Below are 21,277 nucleotides of genomic sequence, written 5' to 3' on the forward strand. Positions count from 1 at the left end.
AGCTCGCGGCTTAGAGCGTGCGAGCGACTTGGACTTTCTCGAAGACTTCGATCTTGTCGCCAACCTTGACGTCGTTGTAGCTCTTGACGCCAATACCGCATTCCATGCCGGCGCGGACTTCGGACATATCGTCCTTGAAGCGACGCAGCGATTCCAGTTCGCCTTCGAAGATAACGATGTCTTCACGCAGTACACGGATCGGACGGTTACGGTGAACCGTACCTTCGACCACCATGCAACCGGCGATAGCACCGAACTTCGGCGAGCGGAACACGTCACGAACTTCAGCGATACCGAGGATGTTCTCGCGAACATCGCTGCCGAGCATACCGGTCAGGGCTTTCTTGACGTCTTCAATGATGTCGTAGATCACGTTGTAGTAACGCATATCCAGACCTTCCTGCTCGACGATCTTGCGCGCGCCAGCATCAGCACGCACGTTGAAGCCGAACAGTACTGCATTGGAAGCCAGTGCCAGGTTGGCATCGCTTTCGGTGATACCACCGACGCCGCCGCCCACTACGCGCACTTGTACTTCGTCGTTGCCCAGACCGCTCAAGGAACCTTGCAGCGCCTCGAGAGAACCACGCACATCGGCCTTGAGGACGATGTTGAGGGTCTTCTTCTCTTCCTGCCCCATGTTCTCGAAGATGTTCTCGAGTTTGCCGGCATGCGCGCGAGCCAGTTTGACTTCGCGGTACTTGCCTTGACGGAACAGTGCAACTTCACGGGCCTTCTTCTCGTCAGCAACCACGCTCAGCTCATCGCCGGCCTCTGGAGTGCCATCAAGACCAAGGATCTCGACCGGAATCGACGGGCCCGCTTCTTTCACAGGCTTGCCGTTCTCGTCAAGCATGGCACGTACACGGCCGAAGTTCGAACCGCACAGAACCATGTCGCCCTGACGCAGAGTACCGTCCTGAACCAGCACGGTAGCCACTGGGCCACGGCCTTTGTCCAGACGCGATTCAACTACCACGCCACGACCCGGTGCCGAAGGCGTTGCCTTGAGCTCGAGAATCTCGGCCTGCAGCAGAACGGCTTCAAGCAACTCGTCGACGCCAGTACCCATCTTCGCCGAGACAGGAACGAATGGTGTATCACCGCCCCACTCTTCGGAGGTAACGCCCTGAACAGACAACTCGTTACGGATGCGATCAAGATCTGCACCCGGCTTGTCGATCTTGTTCACGGCAACAACCAGAGGAACACCGGCAGCCTTGGCATGCTGGACTGCTTCAATGGTCTGCGGCATTACACCGTCGTCAGCCGCGACCACGAGGATCACGATGTCGGTTGCCTTGGCACCACGGGCACGCATTGCGGTGAACGCAGCGTGGCCTGGGGTATCGAGGAACGTGACCATGCCGCGGTCGGTTTCAACGTGGTAAGCACCGATGTGCTGGGTAATACCACCGGCTTCGCCAGCAGCTACCTTGGCACGACGGATGTAGTCGAGCAGCGAGGTCTTACCGTGGTCAACGTGACCCATTACGGTAACAACCGGCGCACGAGCGAACGACTCACCTTCAAACTTCAGGGACTCGGCCAGGGAATCTTCCAGGGCGTTGTCGCTGACCAGTTTGACGTTGTGGCCCAGCTCTTCAGCAACCAGCTGTGCGGTTTCCTGATCGAGCACCTGGTTGATGGTCACCGGAGTGCCCAGCTTGAACATGAACTTGACCACTTCAGCGGCCTTGACCGACATCTGTTGGGCCAGTTCAGAAACCGTGATGGTCTCGCCGATCACCACGTCACGGATTACCGGACCAGTCGGGCTCTGGAAGCCGTGCGCGTTACGCTTCTTCGGCTTGCCCTTGCCACGACCACCGCGACGGAAGCCATCGCTTTCTTCTTCGGTAGTACGCGGAGCAGCACGCGGCGTAGGCGCCTTTTCCTTTTCCTTGACCTTGACCGAAACACGTGGCGCTTCGTTGCGGCGCTCGCCACGACGATCGTCGTCACGCGCCTTGTCGCTACGACGGCTTTCGTCTTTCTTGCGATCGGCAACCGGTGCTGGAGCAGCGTCGGCCGGAGAAACAGCGGCAGGCGCTGCTGCGACCGGCGCGGCCGCTACGGCCTCAGTCGCTGCAGGCTGACGACGGGCTTCTTCCTGGGCACGTTGACGTGCTTCGGCTTCAGCCTTCTCACGTGCGGCGTTTTCCACGGCACGGCGTTCGTCCAGCTCGCGCTTCTGCTCGGCCTGGATCTCTTCCGGGCTGCGTTGCACAAATACTTTCTTCTTGCGTACTTCTACGCTGATGCTTTTGCTACCGGCAACACGCAGGGTGCTGGTGGTCTTGCGCTGCAAGGTGATCTTGCGCGGTTCTTCCACTTTCGCCTTGTGGCTGCTTTTCAAATGAGTCAGCAGAGCCTGCTTCTCACTGTCGGTCACTACCTGACCGGCGTCGGTGTGCGGCAGACCTGCCTCACGCATCTGCTGCAGCAGGCGCTCTACCGGTGCAGCGACCTCTTGGGCCAATTCTTTCACCGTGACTTGCGTCATGCACTTCTCTCCTCAGGCCAGCCTAATTACTCGAACCAGTGGGCTCGGGCGGCCATGATCAACTTGCCGGCACGCTCTTCGTCGATGCCGTCGATGTCGAGCAGGTCGTCGATCGACTGCTCGGCCAGGTCTTCGCGGGTAACCACGCCGCGCACCGCCAGTTCCGCTGCCAGGTCGTTGTCCATACCCTCAAGAGAGAGCAGGTCTTCGGCCGGGTGGGCGTCTGCCAGTTTTTCCTCTGTAGCGATGGCCTTGGTCAACAGACGGTCCTTGGCCCGAGCGCGGAGCTCGTTGACGATCTCCTCGTCAAAGCCATCGATGTTGAGCATTTCTTCCAGCGGTACGTAGGCAATTTCTTCCAGGCTGGTGAAGCCTTCGTCAACCAGCACCTGCGCCAGCTCTTCATCAACTTCCAGCTCGTCGATGAAGTTACGCAGGATGTCGCCGGTTTCAGCTTGTTGCTTGGCCTGAATGTCCGACTCGGTCATCACGTTCAGCGTCCAGCCGGTCAGCTGGCTGGCCAGACGCACGTTCTGACCGCCACGGCCGATGGCCTGGGCCAGGTTGTCCGCCGCCACGGCGATATCCATGGCGTGGGCATCTTCATCAACAATGATCGCCGCGACTTCAGCCGGTGACATGGCGTTGATGACAAACTGCGCCGGGTTGTCGTCCCACAGGACGATATCCACGCGCTCGCCGCCCAATTCGCCAGAAACTGCCTGAACACGCGAACCACGCATGCCAATACACGCACCTTGTGGGTCAATGCGCTTGTCTTTGGAGCGAACGGCGATCTTGGCCCGCGAGCCTGGGTCGCGAGAGGCGCCCATGACTTCGATCAGGCCTTCGGCAATTTCCGGCACCTCAATGCGGAAAAGCTCGATCAGCATCTGTGGCGCAGTACGCGACAGAATCAGTTGCGGGCCACGGTTCTCGGTACGAATTTCCTTGAGCAGTGCACGCAGACGCACACCCACACGGAAGGTTTCGCGCGAAATGATGTCTTCACGGGCCAGCAACGCTTCAGCGTTGTTGCCCAGGTCGACGATAACGTTGTCGCGGGTGACTTTCTTGACGGTGCCGGAAATGATCTCGCCCAGACGCTCACGATAAGCGTCGACGACCTGCGCACGCTCGGCTTCACGCACTTTCTGCACGATAACCTGCTTGGCAGTTTGAGCAGCAATGCGGCCGAACTCAATGGATTCGATCTTTTCCTCGATGATCTCGCCAGCAACGGCACCCGGCTTTTTCGCCTGGGCCTGATCAACGGCAAGTTCAATCGCTGGATCGTCCAGATCTTCGTCTTCGACCACAGTCCAACGACGGAAAGTCTCGTAGTTACCCGTGTGGCGGTTGATTTCCACACGCAGGTCGACTTCATCTTCAAAACGTTTCTTGGTTGCAGTGGCCAGAGCCACTTCCAGCGCTTCAAAAATTACGCCGGCCGGTACGCCCTTTTCGTTGGATACCGACTCAACAACCAGCAGTACTTCTTTGCTCATCGTACGCCTCGCCTTTCGCACGCCATTGGATCCGCGGACTACGCGGTATCCGGCACGTCTCAGTCAAAACTGGGAATAATGTTGGCCTTGTCGATCGAGTCGATCGGCAACAGGAACTCATGGCTATCCACCTGGACCACCACATCCTGCTCCTCCACTCCACGGAGAAGGCCCTGAAAGTTACGACGACCTTCAAAGGGCGTACGCAGCTTGATCTTCACTTGTTCGCCGGCATGCGAAGCGAACTGTTCCAAAGTGAACAGCGGGCGATCCATGCCAGGAGAGGACACTTCAAGGGTGTATTCGGAACTGATCGGATCTTCGACATCCAGAATGCCACTCACCTGGCGACTGACCACTTCACAGTCGTCGACCAGAATGCCATCTGCCTTGTCGATATAGATACGCAGTACCGAATGCTTGCCTTGAGAGATGAATTCGATCCCCCAGCATTGATAGCCAAGAGCCTCGACCACCGGGGCCAACAAGGCCTGCAACTGTTCTAGCTTGCTCGACACCTGAACCCCCTCGTGCATGCTATGCAAATAAAAAATGGGCAAAGCGCCCATCCCGGATACGCCGCTGAATACCGGCGCTAAGAACTGTCCAGCTAGCAAAAAGCCCCTGAAAAGGGGCTCCGCTTGGGACTGGTTGCGGGGGCTGGATTTGAACCAACGACCTTCGGGTTATGAGCCCGACGAGCTACCAGACTGCTCCACCCCGCGACAAAGCTGGGGCGAAAGTATACGACCGAACCCACCAAGGGGTCAATCTAACCTCCACCGACAAGAAAGCCCGCATGTAGCGGGCTGTCTTGTTCTAATTGGTACCGAGAAGGGGACTCGAACCCCTACACCCTATGGGCACAACCACCTCAAGGTTGCGTGTCTACCAATTCCACCACCTCGGCAATACTACATTTGACGCTTTTTACTTCTTCTCTTGAGCTGGAGGAACATCAGTATTACCGACATTACCTTTTTGCTCTTGAAGCACCGGCACATCATCTGCCGCTGGTTTTTTCTGAACTTCCAGAACCGCTGGATCTGGCAATCCTACCTGAGTCAGCTCATGAGCTTTCTCTTTAGCAAAGTATCCTAACCCAAGAGCAGTTAAGAAGAAAGAGGCAGCTAGTATAGCAGTAAACTTACTCAGAAAGGTAGCAGAACCTTGGCTTCCGAACACAGTATTTGAAGCACCTGCGCCGAAAGATGCACCAGCCTCTGCACCTTTACCCTGTTGCAACAACACCAGTACCACTAAACCCAGTGCGCCCAACAGATGCAAAACAACTACGACGGTTTCGAGCATTTCTCAGTTTCCTGCGGCGCGACAAATTGCACCGAATTCGTCTGCGTTCAGGGAAGCTCCACCTATGAGCCCCCCATCGATATCCGGCATGCCGAACAGCTCAGCCGCATTGGCCGCCTTCACGCTGCCGCCGTATAGAAGCCGCACATTTGCTGCGACTTCAGTATTTTCTGCCGCCAGCTGCTCACGAATGGCTTTATGCACATCCTGCGCCTGCTGTGGCGTGGCCGTAAGGCCTGTGCCAATGGCCCATACAGGCTCATAAGCAATCACCGCTTTGGCAAAGGCACCAACACCGAGTTCCTCGATGATGCTACCCAGCTGACGCCCTACAACCTCAAGCGTCTTGCCCGCCTCGCGCTCTTCCAGGGTTTCCCCTATACACAACACTGGCGTCAGGCCACAGGCCTGAGCGGCTGCAAACTTGCGGTTGAGCGTTGCGTCAGTTTCGCCCATGAACTGGCGACGCTCCGAATGCCCAACCAACACAAAACTACATCCTGCATCGACCAACTGGCTCGGTGCAGTCTCACCGGTCAGCGCGCCCTGCATAGACTCCACTGCGGAGTTCTGTGCACCGACGGCTACCGACTTACCCTTCAACCCTTCAATCACTTGATTGATGTAGAGACAGGGCGGGAAAACCGCTACTTCAACACCGCTCGGCAGGGCTAAATCACTCAAGCCCTTGATCAGCTCAGCGACGCTGGCGCGGGTACCGTGCATCTTCCAGTTACCAGCTACCATAGGGCGACGCATGCTGTACCTCGTCGGTCAAAGTGGGCGCAGATCTTACCCAACCCTTTCAACGCTGGCAAGCGCTAATCAGACGCAAACTTCACCAACCAGCGCTGCCAGCTCTTCGGCATAACCACGCACCTGTGCCTCATCGTCACCTTCGACCATGACACGCACCAGCGGCTCAGTACCGGATTTGCGCAGCAATACCCGCCCACGCCCCGCCATTGCCTCTGTAACACGCGCACAGGCTTCCTTGACGACAGGGTGCTCAACCGGATCGACCTTGCTGTCACCAAAACGCACGTTGATCAGAACCTGTGGGCACTTGCGCAAAGCCTGACGCGCCTGAGCCAAGGTTTCGCCGCGACGCTTGAGCGCCAACAACACCTGCAACGCAGCAATAATCGCATCGCCCGTCGTGGTGTGGTTGCAGCACACGACATGCCCGGAGTTTTCGCCGCCAACCACCCAGTCACGCTCCAACAGCTCAGCCATGACGTAGCGGTCGCCAACCTTCGCCCGCACAAACGGTATGGAAAGCTCCTGCAAGGCCAACTCAAGGCCCAGGTTGCTCATCAGGGTACCTACCACACCACCCTGCAACTTGCCGCGCTCCTGCAGGTCACGCGCAATGATGAACAACAGCTCGTCACCATCGACGATCGCACCGGTATGGTCGACCATCAATACACGATCGCCATCACCATCGAACGCAATACCAAGATCGGCATGCCCCACCAGTACCGCCGCCTGCAGCGACTCGATGTGCGTAGAGCCACAACCTTCATTGATGTTCAGGCCGTCTGGCTGCGCATGCAGCACCGTGACGCTGGCACCCAACTCGCGGAACACGCTAGGCGCAACCTTGTAGGTAGCACCATGGGCACAATCAACCACAAGCTTGAGCCCGGCAAAATCGGTACTGGTCGGTACACTGCTCTTGCAGAACTCGATATAGCGCCCGGCAGCATCGTTGATGCGCGAGACCTTGCCCAGCTTGCTCGACTCCACCACGGTCATCGGCTGATCGAGCAGCTCTTCAATCATCAACTCGATATCATCAGGCAGCTTGGTGCCCTGGCCGGAGAAGAACTTGATGCCGTTATCATCGTGCGGATTGTGCGAGGCACTGATGACAATGCCCGCTTCGGCGTGAAAGGTACGCGTCAGGTAGGCAATCGCCGGGGTCGGCATCGGCCCAAGCAGCATGACATCCGCACCGGCAGCAGAGAGACCTGCTTCCAGCGCCGACTCGAACATGTAACCCGAAATTCGCGTGTCCTTGCCCACCAACACCCTGCAAGCGCCCATCTTGCGAAAGGCCATACCCGCCGCCCAACCCAGCTTGAGCATGAAATCAGGGGTGATGGGGTATACACCGACGCGGCCACGAATACCGTCGGTACCAAAATATTTTCTACTCATAAATGCTCCGTCACTCTTATTCGGCGGCCTGTACCGCTGCGATCATCCGCACTACGTCGACGGTTTCGGCGACATCATGAACGCGTAAAATACTGGCACCTTTGGTCATCGCCAGCGCAGCCAATGCGAGGCTGCCGTAGAGCCGCTCCCCAACCGGGCGCTCAAGTGCCTGACCAATCATGCTCTTGCGTGAAACGCCGACCAGCAGAGGCCTGCCAAGGCGAAACAACGCTTCCATGTGCTTGAACAGGCTAAGGTTGTGGGCCAGGTTTTTTGCGAACCCAAAGCCCGGATCCAGGATGATGCGCTCCGCACCAATGCCCACCGCAGCACACGCAGCCATCCGTTCTTCAAGATAGCTCGACACTTCGACCGTGACATTCTGGTAATGCGGGTTGTTCTGCATGTCGCCTGGTTCACCCCGCATGTGCATCAAGCACACAGGCAAACCTGTGGCAGCCGCTGCATCCAGGGCGCCATCGCGACTGAGCGATCGCACATCGTTAATCAGCCCCGCCCCGAGACGGGCCGACTCGCGCATCACGGCCGGGGTCGACGTGTCGACGGAGATGATGACATCCAGCGCCTGGCTGATGGCCTCGACGATGGGCGCAACGCGCTCCAGCTCTTCGACAGGAGACACCGCTCGCGCGCCCGGCCGAGTGGACTCACCACCCACATCGATCAGCGTAGCGCCTGCGGCAACCATCGCCTCAGCGTGGCGCAATGCCGCGTCACGCTGAGTGAAGCGGCCGCCATCGGAGAAGGAGTCTGGCGTGATATTGAGGATACCCATGACATGGGTAAGGGACAAATCAAGAACCCGGTTGCCGCAAGGCAACCGGGTCGGGTACTGCTTTGGAGTCATATGAATCCTTAGTGTTGCGCCGCCGGGCCACCAATCGGCGACTCGGGGCGGTCACTCTGCGAGACAGGTGTGCCCGAAGTACCCGATCCACCTTCCCAGTCACGCGGTTCGCGCGGGGTACGGCCAGCCATGATGTCGTCGATCTGATCAGCATCAATGGTTTCGTACTTCATCAATGCATCCGCCATGGCGTCCAGCTTGTCTCTATTCTCGGTGAGAATCTGCTTGGCGGTGGCATAGCACTGATCGATGATGCTGCGCACTTCGGAGTCGATCATCTTGGCCGTCTCGCCAGACACGCTAGCGTGCTGGGAACCCGCGCTACGACCCAGGAAAACCTCACCCTCTTCTTCGGCATACATCAGCGGGCCGAGCTTTTCGGAAAGGCCCCACTTGGTCACCATGTTACGGGCGATCTGGCTGGCACGCATGATGTCGTTTGATGCACCGGTGGTGACACCATCAAAGCCGAGCGTCATCTCTTCGGCGATACGACCACCGTAGAGCGAGCAGATCTGGCTGATCAAGGCACGCTTGGAGAGGCTGTAACGGTCCTCTTCAGGCAGGAACATGGTTACACCCAACGCACGGCCACGAGGGATGATCGAAACTTTGTAGACTGGATCATGCTCAGGCACGATGCGACCGACAATGGCGTGACCCGCTTCGTGGTAAGCGGTGTTCTGCTTTTCCTTCTCCGACATGACCATGCTTTTGCGCTCAGCGCCCATCATGATCTTGTCTTTGGCCAACTCGAATTCTTTCATTTCGACGATACGCTTGCTGCCACGCGCAGCGAACAGCGATGCTTCGTTGACCAGGTTGGCCAGGTCGGCACCGGAGAAGCCTGGCGTACCACGTGCAATAACCGCCGGATTGACGTTCTCGCCCACAGGCACTTTACGCATGTGAACCTTGAGAATCTGCTCACGACCACGAATATCCGGGAGACCCACCACGACCTGACGGTCAAAGCGACCTGGACGCAACAGCGCCGGGTCCAGCACGTCTGGGCGGTTGGTAGCGGCAATCACAATGATGCCGTCGTTCATCTCGAAACCGTCCATCTCGACCAGCAACTGGTTGAGGGTCTGCTCACGCTCGTCATGACCGCCACCCATACCGGCGCCACGATGACGACCCACCGCATCGATTTCGTCGATGAAGATAATGCAAGGGGCATGCTTCTTCGCTTGTTCGAACATGTCACGGACACGGCTCGCACCGACACCCACGAACATCTCGACGAAGTCAGAACCGGAAATGGTGAAGAACGGTACTTTTGCTTCGCCTGCAATGGCCTTGGCCAACAGGGTTTTACCGGTACCCGGCGGGCCAACCATCAGCACGCCGCGAGGAATACGACCACCCAGGCGCTGGAACTTGCCCGGATCGCGCAGGAACTCGACGAGCTCGCCGACTTCCTCCTTGGCTTCATCACAACCGGCCACGTCGGCCAGTGTGGTCTTTACCTGGTCTTCCGATAGCAGGCGCGCCTTGCTCTTGCCGAAGCTCATCGGCCCGCCCTTGCCACCTGCGCCACCCTGCATCTGGCGCATGAAGAACATGAACACGGCGATAATCACCAGGATCGGGAAGCTGGCAACCAGCAGCTGAGTCCAGATGCTCTGCTGCTCGGGCTGCTTGCCTTCAACGACTACGTGATTGTCGACCAGATCGCCAATCAGGCCGTTATCCTGAATGGCCGGACGGATGGTCTTGAAGCTTTCGCCGTCCGTACGCTTGCCGGTGATGACATAGCCGTCGACTGCGACACGTTCGACCTTGCCATCCTTGACCTGTTGAATAAAGTCGGAATAGTTGAGGGTCTGCGGCTCGTTCGGGCTGGAGAAGTTGTTCATCACCGTCACCAGGACAGCCGCGATGATCAACCACAGGATCAAATTCTTTGCCATATCGTTCAATTAGCTACCCTCTGAAGCAGGCTGAGGCGCAGCCGTGCCTCGCATGATAATCACCGGCCTAACTTACTACATTACCTACACATCTGCAGGCGCCGTCTGTAACCCTTTGTGAAACTTAGACTACACGATGTTCGCCCAAGTCAGGCAGGGCAGTCGATTGGAAAAAACTATCGCAAACCCTGGAAGCTGCCGGCATGACGCTTTACTCGCCGCGAAAACCCCTTGCCAGCAAGTACTGCTCGCGGGAACGGTCCCGCGAAGAGAGCGGCTTACGCATCTGCACCTTGTCGAACTTCTGCCGAACGGTTTTCAGATAGGTATCAAACCCCTCACCCTGAAAGATCTTGATCAGGAAATCACCACCCGGACGCAATACGCGGGTAGCCAAGTCAAGGGCCAACTCACAGAGGAACATCGCCTTGGGCATATCCACCGCAGGCGTACCACTCATATTGGGGGCCATATCGGAAATCACAAGGTCTACTTCCGTATTACCTACCGCTTCGAGGATTTGCGCAAGCACCTCATCCTGGGTGAAGTCGCCCTGAATGAAGGTCACATCAGGAATGCTGTCCATTTCCAGGATGTCCGAGGCAATCAAACGCCCCTGCCCACCAATCAGACGACTGGTCACCTGAGACCAGCCACCTGGCGCAGCGCCGAGATCGATGACACTCATGCCCGGGCGGATCAGTCGGTCTTTTTCCTGCAGCTCCAGCAGCTTGTAGCTGGCACGCGAGCGATAACCGTCCTTTTGCGCCATCTTGACGTAAGGATCGTTGAAATGTTCTTTCAGCCAGTTATGGCTTGTCTTGGAACGCGCCACTGGGCACCTCGATGATAACGGTCGTGATTAACTGGGCGGATCCACGGGCCCTCGGGTAAAATGGCCGCCATTTTTACAGAATCAGACAAAGGGTCAGATTATGCCGCTCACTCAAGAGCAGAAGAAACAGTACAAATCCATTGGCCACGACCTCAAACCAGTTTTGATTGTGGCAGGCAATGGGCTGACTGAGGGTGTTCTCGCCGAACTCGAGCGTGCCCTGAGCGATCACGAGCTGATCAAGATCAAGCTCAACCTCAACGAACGCGAAGAGCGTGCCGAAGTGATCGCCGAGCTGTGCAAGGCTGGCCGTGCAGAACTGGTACAAACCATCGGGAAAATGGCACTGATTTACCGCAAAAACCCACAGCCTAACAAACAGCTGTCGAACATCCATCGCTACAAGTGATGCTCGCGCCGTGTCAGCGGCGCGCTCTGCGCGCCCTGCCCGGCTGAGGTTGTAGCACCAGCAATACACCGGTAAGGCCCAGCACCAAATAGCAGAGCAACTGCCAACGCATCAACCCTGGCAGCAACGTTCGCAACGCAAAATACACAACACACGCCAGCAACGCCATCAGCAGCAGTTGCCCTCGCCTGTCTTGCCACAGGCTGCGCAGGCCTTCAGCCTGCACCAGAACCAACACCTGCAGCCCCGCACAAAACGCTGCGAATGCTACCAGCAATGACGCCACCAGCTTGCCGATATCCTCGACAAGTAGCGGCGCCAGCCCAACCTTTGCAAGCGTCGGTAAAAGCCCGAAGTACAGCATCCACAGGCCGCCAACCCAGAGCACCTGGGTTAGCTGCCAGATCACAGCGGTCGCGGCAACGCCGCGACGCCGATTAAATATGGGCGACTTCGACAATCTCGTACTCGATCAAACCACTTGGGGTCTTCACCGACACGACATCGCCCTCTTGCTTGCCGATCAGGGCGCGAGCAATAGGCGAACCAACCGAAAGCTTGCCAGCCTTGATGTCAGCTTCATCTTCACCAACGATCTGGTACTTCAGGCTTTCGTCGGTTTCGACGTTGGCAATCTCAACAGTCGTGCCGAAGATCACCTTGCCAGTGTGCGCAATCGAAGTGACATCAATCACCACCGCGTTCTGCAAGCGCCCTTCGATATCACGGATACGCGCTTCAACCATACCTTGCTGCTCGCGCGCAGCATGGTACTCGGCGTTTTCCTTGAGGTCGCCCAGCTCCCGCGCTTCACCAATATCCTGGCTGAGCTTGGGACGAACGACCTTGGTCAGATGGGTCAGTTCTTCTTCCAGGGCGCGAGCGCCCTGGACAGTCATAGGGTATTTATTCATCCGTTGAGTCCTGCATGGAGATCCTGCAAGCGGCGCACGGTCTTTTCCGGACCGAACTTCAGCGCTTCACAGATAGCTTCACCTGCCGCAATGGTGGTGGTGCAGTAGATTTTGTGCTGCAACGCATTGCGACGAATCGAGTAGGAATCAGCAATCGACTGACGACCTTCAGTGGTGTTGATGATCAGCGACACTTCATCGTTCTTGATCATATCAACAACATGCGGGCGGCCTTCAGTCACCTTGTTCACACGACGCACTTTCAGCCCGGCAGCCTCGATGATCTTGGCAGTGCCTGCAGTCGCGACGACTTCAAAGCCCAGGGCGATCAGGTCACGGGCAACGCCAGCCACTTGCGGCTTGTCGTCATCACGCACGCTGATAAACGCGGTACCGCCAGTCGGCAGCACTTCGCTGGCGCCCATCTGAGCCTTGGCAAACGCTTCACCGAAGCTGTCGCCAACACCCATGACTTCACCTGTCGACTTCATTTCAGGGCCGAGGATCGGGTCAACACCTGGGAACTTGGCGAACGGGAAGACCGCTTCCTTGACGCTGTAGAAGTTCGGAATGATTTCCTTGGTGAAACCAATTTCCTTCAGGGTCTTGCCGGCCATGACGCGCGCCGCAATCATCGCCAGCGAAGTGCCGATGCACTTGGAGACGAACGGTACGGTACGCGAAGCGCGCGGGTTGACTTCAATGACGTAGATCTTGTCGCCTTGCAGCGCCAGCTGAACGTTCATCAGGCCGACCACACCCAGCTCCAGAGCCATTTTCTTGACCTGCTCGCGGACTTCGTCCTGAACATGGGCTGGCAGGGAGTATGGTGGCAGCGAACAGGCCGAGTCACCGGAGTGAACACCGGCCTGCTCGATGTGCTGCATGATTGCGCCGATGACCACGTCGGTACCGTCGCAGACCGCATCAACGTCCATCTCGATGGCGCAGTTGAGGAAGTGGTCGAGCAGCACCGGGCTGTCGTTGGAAACCTGGACCGCTTCACGCAGGTAACGCTTGAGTTCGTCCAGTTCGTAGACGATCTCCATGGCACGGCCACCCAGCACGTAGGACGGACGAACCACCAGCGGATAACCGATCACACCGGCAGCACGGATGGCTTCATCTTCGCTGCGAACGGTGGCATTTGGCGGCTGCAGCAGGTTCAGACGCTGAACCATCTGCTGGAAGCGCTCACGGTCTTCAGCACGGTCGATTGCATCAGGGCTGGTACCAATAATCGGTACACCGGCCTCTTCCAGCGCACGAGCCAGTTTCAGCGGGGTCTGGCCACCGTAGTGAACGATCACGCCCTTCGGCTTCTCGACACGCACCACTTCCAGCACGTCTTCCAGCGTCAGCGGCTCGAAGTACAGGCGATCGGACGTGTCATAGTCGGTGGAAACGGTTTCCGGGTTGCAGTTGACCATGATGGTCTCGTAACCATCTTCACGCAGGGCCAGTGCGGCGTGTACGCAGCAGTAGTCGAACTCGATACCTTGGCCGATACGGTTTGGACCACCACCCAGGATCATGATCTTGTCACGATTCGACGGGTTGGCCTCGCACTCTTCCTCATAGGTCGAATACAGGTAGGCCGTGTCGGTCGCGAACTCGGCAGCGCAGGTGTCGACGCGCTTGTAGACCGGGAACACTTCCAGCTTGTGACGGTGACGACGCAGGTTCTTGTCGGTAATACCCAGCAGCTTGGCCAGACGCTGGTCAGAGAAGCCCTTGCGCTTGAGGCTGAGCATCAGGCCCTTGTCGATGTTGGCCAGGCCCAGGGTCTTGACGCGCTCTTCTTCCTTGATCAGGTCTTCGATCTGCACCAGGAACCAGTGGTCGATGCTGGTCAGCGCGAAGATTTCGTCGCGGGACATGCCGGCACGGAAGGCGTCAGCAACGTACCAAATGCGCTCAGCGCCAGGAACGGTCAGCTCGCGCTTGAGGATGCTTGGGGTTTCCGGGTTAGCCAGGTCAAGCTTAGGATCAAGACCGCATACACCCACTTCCAGACCACGCAGGGCTTTCTGCAGGGATTCCTGGAAAGTACGGCCGATGGCCATGACTTCACCAACGGATTTCATCTGGGTGGTCAGACGGGCGTCGGCTTTCGGGAACTTCTCGAAGGCAAAGCGCGGCAGCTTGGTCACAACGTAGTCGATGGACGGCTCGAACGAAGCCGGGGTACGACCACCGGTGATGTCGTTCTGCAGTTCATCCAGGGTGTAGCCGACAGCCAGCTTGGCGGCAATCTTGGCGATCGGGAAGCCGGTCGCTTTCGAAGCCAGGGCCGAGGAACGCGATACACGCGGGTTCATCTCGATCACGACCATACGGCCAGTGTCCGGGCAGATACCGAACTGGACGTTGGAACCGCCTGTTTCAACACCGATCTCACGCAGTACCGCCAGCGAGGCGTTACGCATGATCTGGTATTCCTTGTCGGTCAGGGTCTGTGCCGGAGCAACGGTGATCGAGTCACCGGTGTGCACGCCCATCGGGTCGAAGTTTTCGATGGAGCAGACGATGATGCAGTTGTCCTTTTTGTCGCGGACCACTTCCATCTCGTACTCTTTCCAACCGATCAACGATTCATCGATCAGCAGTTCCTTGGTCGGCGACAGGTCCAGACCACGGGCACAGATTTCTTCGAACTCTTCACGGTTGTAGGCGATGCCGCCACCGGTGCCGCCCATGGTGAAGGACGGACGAATGATGCACGGGAAGCCCAGCTTCTCGAGAACGGCGTTAGCCTCCTCCATGCTGTGGGCGATGCCGGAGCGCGGGCACTCCAGACCAATGGCTTTCATGGCCTGGTCAAAACGCGAACGGTCTTCTGCCTTGTCGATGGTGTCGGCATTGGCGCCGATCATTTCCACACCGAACTTCTCCAGAATGCCTTCGCGCTCCAGGTCCAGGGCGCAGTTCAGTGCAGTCTGGCCACCCATGGTCGGCAGCAGCGCATCTGGACGCTCTTTCTCAATGATCTTGGCCACCGTTTGCCATTTGATCGGCTCGATGTAGGTGGCGTCGGCCATTGCCGGGTCGGTCATGATGGTGGCCGGGTTGGAGTTCACCAGGATGACGCGGAAACCTTCCTCGCGCAGGGCCTTGCAGGCCTGGGCGCCGGAATAGTCGAATTCGCAGGCCTGGCCGATCACGATCGGTCCAGCGCCGAGAATCAGGATACTTTTAATGTCTGTACGTTTTGGCATGGGTTGTCACTCAAATCCGCAGGTCAGTCGGCAAGCCGTCTTGAACAATCTTGGCGGTCCCTGAACACGGCTTGCGCCGGTTCAGGGCCTTCTCACTAGGTGCTCAGCGGCGCTTGGCCATGGCATCGATGAAACGGTCGAACAGCGGCGCGACATCGGTCGGGCCAGGGCTGGCTTCAGGGTGGCCCTGGAAGCTGAACGCGCTCTTGTCGGTGCGTTCAATACCCTGGAGGCTACCGTCAAACAGCGACTTGTGCGTGGCGCGCACATTGGCTGGCAGCGTCGCCTCATCAACGGCAAAACCGTGGTTCTGACTGGTGATCATCACAACGCCGGTGTCCAGATCCTGGACCGGGTGGTTGGCACCGTGGTGGCCATGACCCATTTTCACGGTCTTGGCGCCAGAAGCGAGTGCCAGCAGCTGGTGACCCAGGCAGATGCCGAACACCGGAATTTCGGTTTCGAGAATGTCCTGAATCGCCTTGATTGCATAATCGCAAGGCTCTGGATCGCCAGGGCCGTTAGACAGGAACACGCCATCAGGGTTGAGCGCCAGAACGTCGTTGGCCGGTGTTTGCGCAGGAACCACGGTCACGCGGCAGCCGCGCTCAACCAGCATGCGCAGGATGTTCAGCTTGACGCCGTAGTCATAGGCAACCACGTGGTATGGCAGCTCGGAAGCCTCGATAGTCGGGTGACTGTCGGTCTTCAGGTTCCAGACACTGGAACGCCACTCGTAGCTGTTCTGGGTGCTGACAACCTTGGCCAGGTCCATGCCTTTCAGGCCCGGGAAGCCACGCGCAGCGGCGATGGCGGCTTCTTCAGTGATGTTGTCACCGGCCAGGATGCAACCATTCTGCGCACCCTTCTCACGCAGGATGCGTGTCAGGCGACGGGTATCGATGCCAGCGATCGCAACCACGTTGTTGGCTTTCAGGTAGTCCGGCAGCGACTGCTTGTTCCGCCAGTTGCTGGCAAGCAACGGCAGGTCGCGAATCACCAGGCCAGCCGACCAGACGCGGTCGGATTCGGCATCTTCCGGCGTGGTGCCAGTGTTGCCAATGTGTGGGTAAGTCAGGGTAACGATTTGCTGCGCATAGGAAGGGTCAGTCAGGATTTCCTGATAGCCGGTCATTGCGGTGTTAAACACCACCTCACCAACGGTCTGACCGTCGGCTCCAATGGCTTCACCGCGAAAAATGCTGCCATCAGCAAGGGCGAGTATGGCTGGCTTAGTCAAGAAGACCTCCCGTAAATCAAGCCTGAAGGGGCGATCGCAGGTTGCAAAAAAGCGGAATGACGTATAGACACGTCACCCCGCTTTCTTCGTCGAATTATCTGCGCGCTTTTAGTGGACACACTAAAGCTGTAGCTTACAGAAAAACGTATTTTTGGTCTACCGCTGATGTGCCTGAAAGGCGCAGAAATGCGACAGGACGTCGCCAGGATTCAGAAGCAACCCGCAAGACCGGCTCCAGTGAAGCCCAAAGAGCCGACTTGCAGGCACACTTTCAACAACGCTTAACGCAGTTCCAGCACGTCCTGCATGTCATACAGGCCAGGTTCGCGCCCTTCCAGCCACAATGCGGCACGCACCGCACCCTTGGCGAAGGTCATGCGACTGGAGGCCTTGTGGGTGATCTCGACGCGCTCACCCTCAGCCGCGAACAACACGGTGTGATCGCCAACCACATCGCCGGCACGCACGGTAGCGAAGCCAATGGTCTGCCGATCACGGGCGCCGGTCTGACCTTCGCGACCATAGACCGCCACTTCCTGCAGGTTGCGACCCAAGGCCTGGGCAACCACCTCACCCATGCGCAGCGCCGTACCCGAAGGTGCATCGACCTTGTGCCGATGATGCGCCTCGATGATCTCGATATCGACGTCATCACCCAGCACGCGGGCAGCAGTGTCGAGCAGCTTCAAGCACAGGTTCACACCCACGCTGAAGTTGGCGGCGAAGACAATCGGAATCTCCTTGCTCGCCTCTACCAGCATTTGCTTTTCTTCAGCACTGAAGCCGGTAGTACCGATCACCATGGCCTTGCCTGACTCACGGCAAAACGCCAGGTTTTTCAGCGTGACCGACGGGTGGGTGAAGTCGATCAGGACATCGAAGTCATCGACCACCTGCTCCAGACCACCCGACAGCGCCACACCAATACGACCCAGCGCTGCCAATTCACCAGCGTCCGCACCGATCAGCGTACTGCCCGGACGATCCACAGCCGCGGTCAGGCCCGCACCCTGCGCATGCTGCACAGCTTCGATCAGGGTTTTACCCATCCGCCCTGCAGCACCCATTACCGCTATACGTCGCATGCCCTGTTCCTTCTTACAGATCGCCGAAGAAGCGCTTTACGCCTTCGAACCAGCCACTGGCCTTGGGAGAATGGGAGCTGTCACAGTCCAGCGAATCGCGCAGCTCTTCGAGCAGCTCACGCTGACGGCGGCTCAGATTGACCGGCGTCTCGACTGCGACGCGGCACATCAGATCGCCCGCCGCACCGCCACGCACCGGGGCAACACCCTTGCCGCGCAGACGGAACTGCTTGCCGGTCTGAGTACCCTCAGGGATCTTCAGCTTGACCCGACCATCAAGGGTCGGCACTTCAAGCTCGCCACCCAGCGCAGCATCGGTGTAACTGATCGGCACTTCGCAATACAAATGCTTGCCATCACGCTGGAAGATCGCATGCTCGCGCACATTGATCACAACATAAAGGTCGCCGGTAGGCCCACCATGGCTACCCGCCTCGCCCTCGCCAGACAGACGGATGCGGTCTCCGGTATCGACACCGGCCGGCACTTTGACCGACAGCGTCTTGTACTCTTCGACACGCCCTTCGCCATGGCATGCATCGCAAGGATCGGTAATGATCTTGCCTTGGCCATGACAACGCGGACAGGTCTGCTGGACCGAGAAAAAGCCCTGCTGCATGCGCACCTGGCCAATACCACCACAGGTCGGACAGGTCGAGGGCGAAGAGCCCTTCTTGGCACCGGAACCCTCGCACGGCGAGCAGTTCACCAGTGTCGGCACACGGATATTGACCGTGGTGCCGCGCACCGCTTCTTCGAGGTTCAGCTCCAGGGTGTAGCGCAGGTCGCTGCCACGCTGGGCACCGCCACGGGAACCACCCCGACCACCACCAAAGAAGTCGCTGAACACATCACCGAAGATATCGGAGAAGTTCGCACCACCAAAGCCAGCACCGCCACCACCCATGCTAGGGTCGACGCCGGCATGGCCATACTGGTCATACGCCGCACGCTTGCTGCTATCGGACAGCACTTCGTAGGCCTCGTTGGCCTCCTTGAATTTTTCTTCCGACTCTTTGTCATCGGGATTACGATCCGGGTGATGCTTCATCGCCAGACGACGATAAGCCTTCTTCAGCTCCGCCTCGCTGGAGCCGCGCTCTACACCCAGAACCTCGTAATAATCACGCTTTGCCATAAGTCTTTGTACTCTTGAGGACGTTCGGCAAACCTCTGCGCTATTCGCGCTATGCCGCCAGCATTCAAACCCGGTCGAATGCCGTAAAAATTCGGGTATTCCAGACACGCCAACGCGGGAGCAAGCCCCCGCGCGGCGACATCCTACCAGCCACCGCTAAAATGCAGTCAACCGGCCGACAACCTGTAGTAATTACTTGTTGTCTTTGACTTCTTCGAACTCGGCGTCGACTACATCGTCATGCTTGCCAGCTTCTTCCGCAGGCTTGGCAGCAGCTTCAGGCTTCTCGCCCTGCTCAGCGTACATTTTCTGAGCCACTGGCGCGGAGACCTTCGACAGCTCTTCGACCTTGGCATCGATGGCAGCCTTGTCATCGCCTTTAACGGCAGCTTCCAGCGCTACGACCGCAGCTTCGATAGCAGCCTTCTCTTCGGCAGTGACCTTGTCACCGGCATCAGCGACCATCTTGCGAGTCGAGTGCACCAGTGCATCACCCTGGTTACGGGCAGCGGCCAGCTCTTCAAACTTGCGGTCTTCCTCGGCGTTAGCCTCGGCATCACGCACCATGCGCTCGATTTCTTCGTCCGACAGACCGGAGTTGGCCTTGATCACGATCGACTGAGTCTTGCCAGTGGCCTTGTCTTTCGCACCAACGTGCAGGATACCGTTGGCGTCGATGTCGAAGGTCACTTCGATCTGAGGCACGCCACGTGGTGCTGGTGGAATGTCAGCCAGGTCGAACTTGCCCAGGGACTTGTTCTGTGCGGCTTGTTTACGCTCACCTTGCAGCACGTGAATGGTCACAGCGCTCTGATTGTCATCAGCGGTCGAGAACACCTGCGACTTCTTGGTCGGAATGGTGGTGTTTTTCTCGATCAGCGCGGTCATCACGCCACCCATGGTTTCAATACCCAGGGTCAGCGGGCTAACGTCCAGCAGCAGAACGTCTTTCACGTCACCTGCCAGAACGGCACCCTGGATAGCAGCACCCATGGCAACGGCTTCGTCAGGGTTGACGTCTTTACGCGCTTCTTTACCGAAGAAATCGGTAACGGCTTTCTGTACCAGCGGCATACGGGTCTGGCCGCCAACCAGGATCACGTCGTTGATCGAACCTACGTCGATACCGGCATCTTTCAGCGCGATACGGCAAGGCTCGATGGTGCGCTGAACCAGGTCTTCAACCAGCGATTCCAGCTTGGCGCGGGAGATCTTCACGTTCAGGTGCTTAGGACCGGTGGCATCTGCAGTGATGTACGGCAGGTTGACATCAGTCTGCTGGCTCGAAGACAGCTCGATCTTGGCTTTCTCAGCGGCCTCTTTCAGACGCTGCATGGCCAGCGGGTCACCCTTGAGGTTCATGCCGCTTTCTTTCTTGAACTCGTCAACAAGGTAGTCGATCAGACGGATATCGAAGTCTTCACCACCGAGGAACGTGTCACCGTTGGTTGCCAGTACTTCGAACTGGTGCTCACCATCAACCTCGGCGATCTCGATCACCGACACGTCGAAGGTACCGCCACCCAGGTCATAAACGATCACGGTGTGATCGCCCTTGGCCTTGTCCATACCGTACGCCAGCGCAGCAGCGGTAGGTTCGTTGATGATGCGCTTGACGTCCAGACCAGCAATACGACCGGCGTCCTTGGTAGCTTGACGCTGGCTGTCGTTGAAGTAGGCAGGCACGGTAATAACCGCTTCAGTCACTGCCTCGCCGAGGTAGTCTTCGGCGGTCTTCTTCATCTTTTTCAGGATTTCAGCCGAGATTTGAGGCGGCGCCATTTTCTGGCCGTTCACTTCAACCCAGGCGTCGTTGTTGTCAGCCTTGACGATCTTGTAAGGGACCATCTGGATGTCTTTCTGAACGACTTCTTCATCGAAACGACGACCGATCAGACGCTTTACTGCGTACAGGGTGTTGTGCGGGTTGGTGACAGCCTGACGCTTTGCCGACTGACCGACCAGAATCTCGCCATCGTTGGCGTAAGCGATGATCGATGGGGTGGTACGCGCGCCTTCGGCGTTCTCGATAACCTTGACGTTACCGTTTTCCAGAATGGAGACGCAGGAGTTGGTGGTCCCCAGGTCGATACCGATGATTTTACCCATGTTAACTCTCCCGAAACTTGAATAAGGTTGCCGCAGCAGTGCTGGCTAACTGCG

The 21,277-nt window shown here is 57.9% G+C and carries 17 protein-coding genes and 2 tRNA genes; 1 reads left to right on the forward strand and 18 read right to left on the reverse strand.

What is annotated here, in order from left to right:
- Nucleotides 1–10 precede the first annotated feature (10 nt).
- From infB to rlmE, 11 genes are all read right to left on the reverse strand, one after another.
- On the reverse strand, nucleotides 11–2,506 hold the full coding sequence (gene infB, locus ACZ9H3_RS12145; protein ID WP_065758267.1) for a translation initiation factor IF-2: 2,496 nt from the start codon (nucleotides 2,504–2,506) through the stop codon (nucleotides 11–13).
- A 26-nt stretch (nucleotides 2,507–2,532) separates the two neighbouring features.
- Nucleotides 2,533–4,014, reverse strand: coding sequence for a transcription termination factor NusA (gene nusA / locus ACZ9H3_RS12150; RefSeq protein WP_065758266.1), 1,482 nt, complete (start codon nucleotides 4,012–4,014; stop codon nucleotides 2,533–2,535).
- A gap of 59 nt (nucleotides 4,015–4,073) precedes the next feature.
- Nucleotides 4,074–4,532 carry a ribosome maturation factor RimP gene (rimP, locus tag ACZ9H3_RS12155; RefSeq protein WP_065758300.1) on the reverse strand — a complete coding sequence of 153 codons (459 nt, stop codon included), beginning with the start codon at nucleotides 4,530–4,532 and terminating at the stop codon, nucleotides 4,074–4,076.
- A 130-nt stretch (nucleotides 4,533–4,662) separates the two neighbouring features.
- Nucleotides 4,663–4,739: transfer RNA gene (locus ACZ9H3_RS12160), tRNA-Met, on the reverse strand.
- Nucleotides 4,740–4,838: 99 nt separating this feature from the next.
- A tRNA-Leu gene (locus tag ACZ9H3_RS12165) sits at nucleotides 4,839–4,924 on the reverse strand.
- Between the two features lie 20 nt (nucleotides 4,925–4,944).
- Complete coding sequence (secG, locus tag ACZ9H3_RS12170; RefSeq protein ID WP_065758265.1) at nucleotides 4,945–5,325, reverse strand: preprotein translocase subunit SecG; 381 nt, start codon at nucleotides 5,323–5,325, stop codon at nucleotides 4,945–4,947.
- 3 nt (nucleotides 5,326–5,328) lie between these two features.
- Nucleotides 5,329–6,084, reverse strand: coding sequence for a triose-phosphate isomerase (gene tpiA, locus ACZ9H3_RS12175; protein WP_330522751.1), 756 nt, complete (start codon nucleotides 6,082–6,084; stop codon nucleotides 5,329–5,331).
- Between the two features lie 66 nt (nucleotides 6,085–6,150).
- Nucleotides 6,151–7,491, reverse strand: a complete 1,341-nt coding sequence (gene glmM, locus ACZ9H3_RS12180) for a phosphoglucosamine mutase (RefSeq protein WP_065758263.1) — start codon at nucleotides 7,489–7,491, stop codon at nucleotides 6,151–6,153.
- Between the two features lie 16 nt (nucleotides 7,492–7,507).
- Entirely contained in the window at nucleotides 7,508–8,359 is an 852-nt protein-coding gene (gene folP, locus ACZ9H3_RS12185; RefSeq protein WP_099775834.1) for a dihydropteroate synthase, read from the reverse strand.
- Between the two features lie 8 nt (nucleotides 8,360–8,367).
- Nucleotides 8,368–10,275: an ATP-dependent zinc metalloprotease FtsH gene (ftsH, locus tag ACZ9H3_RS12190; protein WP_099775835.1), complete on the reverse strand. Its 1,908-nt coding sequence runs from the start codon at nucleotides 10,273–10,275 to the stop codon at nucleotides 8,368–8,370.
- A gap of 211 nt (nucleotides 10,276–10,486) precedes the next feature.
- Nucleotides 10,487–11,110 carry a 23S rRNA (uridine(2552)-2'-O)-methyltransferase RlmE gene (gene rlmE / locus ACZ9H3_RS12195; protein WP_065758260.1) on the reverse strand — a complete coding sequence of 208 codons (624 nt, stop codon included), beginning with the start codon at nucleotides 11,108–11,110 and terminating at the stop codon, nucleotides 10,487–10,489.
- 100 nt (nucleotides 11,111–11,210) lie between these two features.
- Here rlmE and yhbY point away from each other — a divergent pair, with 100 nt between their 5' ends.
- Nucleotides 11,211–11,519 carry a ribosome assembly RNA-binding protein YhbY gene (gene yhbY, locus ACZ9H3_RS12200; RefSeq protein ID WP_099775837.1) on the forward strand — a complete coding sequence of 103 codons (309 nt, stop codon included), beginning with the start codon at nucleotides 11,211–11,213 and terminating at the stop codon, nucleotides 11,517–11,519.
- A 13-nt stretch (nucleotides 11,520–11,532) separates the two neighbouring features.
- On the opposite strand, the gene ACZ9H3_RS12205 is transcribed toward yhbY, so the two are convergent.
- The 7 genes from ACZ9H3_RS12205 to dnaK form a co-directional block, all read right to left on the reverse strand.
- Nucleotides 11,533–11,928 (reverse strand): MFS transporter, encoded by a 396-nt coding sequence (locus ACZ9H3_RS12205; RefSeq protein ID WP_065758258.1) that lies wholly within the window; start codon nucleotides 11,926–11,928, stop codon nucleotides 11,533–11,535.
- Nucleotides 11,929–11,956: 28 nt separating this feature from the next.
- On the reverse strand, nucleotides 11,957–12,433 hold the full coding sequence (greA, locus tag ACZ9H3_RS12210) for a transcription elongation factor GreA (RefSeq protein ID WP_065758257.1): 477 nt from the start codon (nucleotides 12,431–12,433) through the stop codon (nucleotides 11,957–11,959).
- Complete coding sequence (carB, locus tag ACZ9H3_RS12215) at nucleotides 12,430–15,651, reverse strand: carbamoyl-phosphate synthase large subunit (protein ID WP_476220925.1); 3,222 nt, start codon at nucleotides 15,649–15,651, stop codon at nucleotides 12,430–12,432. Before carB ends, greA begins: the two co-directional genes overlap by 4 nt.
- Before the next feature lie 103 nt (nucleotides 15,652–15,754).
- Nucleotides 15,755–16,891 (reverse strand): glutamine-hydrolyzing carbamoyl-phosphate synthase small subunit, encoded by a 1,137-nt coding sequence (gene carA, locus ACZ9H3_RS12220; RefSeq protein ID WP_099775841.1) that lies wholly within the window; start codon nucleotides 16,889–16,891, stop codon nucleotides 15,755–15,757.
- A gap of 281 nt (nucleotides 16,892–17,172) precedes the next feature.
- Nucleotides 17,173–17,976: a 4-hydroxy-tetrahydrodipicolinate reductase gene (dapB, locus tag ACZ9H3_RS12225; protein WP_476220928.1), complete on the reverse strand. Its 804-nt coding sequence runs from the start codon at nucleotides 17,974–17,976 to the stop codon at nucleotides 17,173–17,175.
- Nucleotides 17,977–17,989: 13 nt separating this feature from the next.
- Nucleotides 17,990–19,114, reverse strand: coding sequence for a molecular chaperone DnaJ (gene dnaJ / locus ACZ9H3_RS12230; protein ID WP_065758253.1), 1,125 nt, complete (start codon nucleotides 19,112–19,114; stop codon nucleotides 17,990–17,992).
- Nucleotides 19,115–19,306: 192 nt separating this feature from the next.
- A complete protein-coding gene (gene dnaK / locus ACZ9H3_RS12235; protein ID WP_065758252.1) occupies nucleotides 19,307–21,223 on the reverse strand; it encodes a molecular chaperone DnaK in 1,917 nt (638 codons plus the stop codon).
- Between the last annotated feature and the right edge of the window lie 54 nt (nucleotides 21,224–21,277).

It is taken from the genome of Pseudomonas sp. TE3910, assembly GCF_056279025.1.

What these genes read in the sequence shown, in the direction of transcription:
- carB (WP_476220925.1), bottom strand. Translation starts at nt 15,651, where the DNA reads ATGCCAAAACGTACAGACATTAAAAGTATCCTGATTCTCGGCGCTGGA.
- glmM (WP_065758263.1), bottom strand. Translation starts at nt 7,491, where the DNA reads ATGAGTAGAAAATATTTTGGTACCGACGGTATTCGTGGCCGCGTCGGT.
- dapB (WP_476220928.1), bottom strand. Translation starts at nt 17,976, where the DNA reads ATGCGACGTATAGCGGTAATGGGTGCTGCAGGGCGGATGGGTAAAACC.
- nusA (WP_065758266.1), bottom strand. Translation starts at nt 4,014, where the DNA reads ATGAGCAAAGAAGTACTGCTGGTTGTTGAGTCGGTATCCAACGAAAAG.
- folP (WP_099775834.1), bottom strand. Translation starts at nt 8,359, where the DNA reads ATGACTCCAAAGCAGTACCCGACCCGGTTGCCTTGCGGCAACCGGGTT.
- dnaK (WP_065758252.1), bottom strand. Translation starts at nt 21,223, where the DNA reads ATGGGTAAAATCATCGGTATCGACCTGGGGACCACCAACTCCTGCGTC.
- ftsH (WP_099775835.1), bottom strand. Translation starts at nt 10,275, where the DNA reads ATGGCAAAGAATTTGATCCTGTGGTTGATCATCGCGGCTGTCCTGGTG.
- dnaJ (WP_065758253.1), bottom strand. Translation starts at nt 19,114, where the DNA reads ATGGCAAAGCGTGATTATTACGAGGTTCTGGGTGTAGAGCGCGGCTCC.
- greA (WP_065758257.1), bottom strand. Translation starts at nt 12,433, where the DNA reads ATGAATAAATACCCTATGACTGTCCAGGGCGCTCGCGCCCTGGAAGAA.
- tpiA (WP_330522751.1), bottom strand. Translation starts at nt 6,084, where the DNA reads ATGCGTCGCCCTATGGTAGCTGGTAACTGGAAGATGCACGGTACCCGC.
- yhbY (WP_099775837.1), top strand. Translation starts at nt 11,211, where the DNA reads ATGCCGCTCACTCAAGAGCAGAAGAAACAGTACAAATCCATTGGCCAC.
- infB (WP_065758267.1), bottom strand. Translation starts at nt 2,506, where the DNA reads ATGACGCAAGTCACGGTGAAAGAATTGGCCCAAGAGGTCGCTGCACCG.
- secG (WP_065758265.1), bottom strand. Translation starts at nt 5,325, where the DNA reads ATGCTCGAAACCGTCGTAGTTGTTTTGCATCTGTTGGGCGCACTGGGT.